Below are 1,305 nucleotides of genomic sequence, written 5' to 3' on the forward strand. Positions count from 1 at the left end.
GAGCTGTCCTGGCTGGATGTCGGCTGCGACCCTGTACGGGTCAGTCCAACGGATCATCCTGATCCATGAGAAGTGACCCTCGGGATGTTTGAAAGCTTCAGGACCGCGTGGTTATGGTCCGCGCCGCCCGCCCCATGAAAAACGCCCCCTCCGCAAGACCCGATACCGCGAAGAGCGCACGTCCGGAGTCGCGGTCCGCGGCCGAGGACCCCCTGCTGGGCATGCAGGTGGGTGAGTTCGTCATCCAGGAGCGCATCGGCGCGGGCGGCATGGGCGTGGTGTACCGCGCGGAGCACCCGCTCATTGGCAAACAGGCGGCCATCAAGGTCATGCGCCTGGAGCTCGTGTCCCCTCCGCTGGTGCAGCGCCTGCTGGTGGAGGCCCGGTCCGTCAACGCCATCCGGCACCCGGGCATCATCGACATCTTCGGCTTTGGCAGCCTCCCGGACGAGCGCCCCTACGTCATCATGGAGTTGCTCCAGGGCCGGCCTCTCTCCGACTTCGCCCGCGCTTCAAGCCGGATGGACCTGGAGAGCGTGGTCTGGGTCATGGACCAGATGCTGGCCGCGCTGGGCGCCGCGCACCGGGCGGGCGTGGTGCACCGCGACCTGAAGCCCGCGAATGTCTTCGTGGTGGAGGCGCCGGAGTCGCCGACCACCATCAAGCTGGTCGACTTCGGCATCGCCAAGCTATTGGAGTCGCGCGACACCCCACTCACCTCGGATGGCTCCATCATCGGCACGCCGGAGTTCATGGCGCCCGAGCAGATTCGCGGCGGCAGCGTGGGCCCGGAGACGGATCTTTACGCGGCGGGCGTGATGCTGTTCCAACTGCTCACCGGCACACGCCCGTTCCAGGGTGATTCCGTCCAGGTGATGTTCGCGCACATGGATCAGCCAGCGCCGGCGCCCTCGTCGCGCGTCCCGGGCATCCCGCCGGAGCTCGATGCGTTGGTGCTGCACCTGCTGGCGAAGGAGCCTGCAGCCCGGCCCGGTTCCGCGGAGGAGGTGCGTGAGAAACTGAAACGCATCCCGCTGCGTGTGGCGCCCCATGCGCCGACGGCCACGAAGCGCGGCGCAGTTCAGGGCCCTCCGTCCTCGGGTTCTGATGCCTTTACGCCCGACACCCTAGAGGCCCTCAAGGCCCTCCGCGGCTCTCAAGGGCGCGGCTGGAAGGTAGGAGGAGCCCTGGTGCTCCTGGGCCTGGGAGCCGCCATCCTCTGGCCAAGGCACCCGGCACCGCTGGCCGTCGAGGCACCGGCACCGCCAGTTGTCACCGAGCCCGCACCCACGCCGCCCCCGGACG

The 1,305-nt window shown here is 68.7% G+C and carries 1 protein-coding gene; it reads left to right on the plus strand.

Going from position 1 to position 1,305, the window contains the following annotated elements; genetic code table 11:
* Nucleotides 1-134 precede the first annotated feature (134 nt).
* The coding region (locus tag D7V88_RS41550; RefSeq protein ID WP_244238692.1) for a serine/threonine-protein kinase at nt 135-1,305 on the plus strand (1,171 nt) is incomplete at its 3' end.

It is taken from the genome of Corallococcus terminator (assembly GCF_003611635.1).
Taxonomy (GTDB): Bacteria; Myxococcota; Myxococcia; order Myxococcales; family Myxococcaceae; genus Corallococcus; species Corallococcus terminator.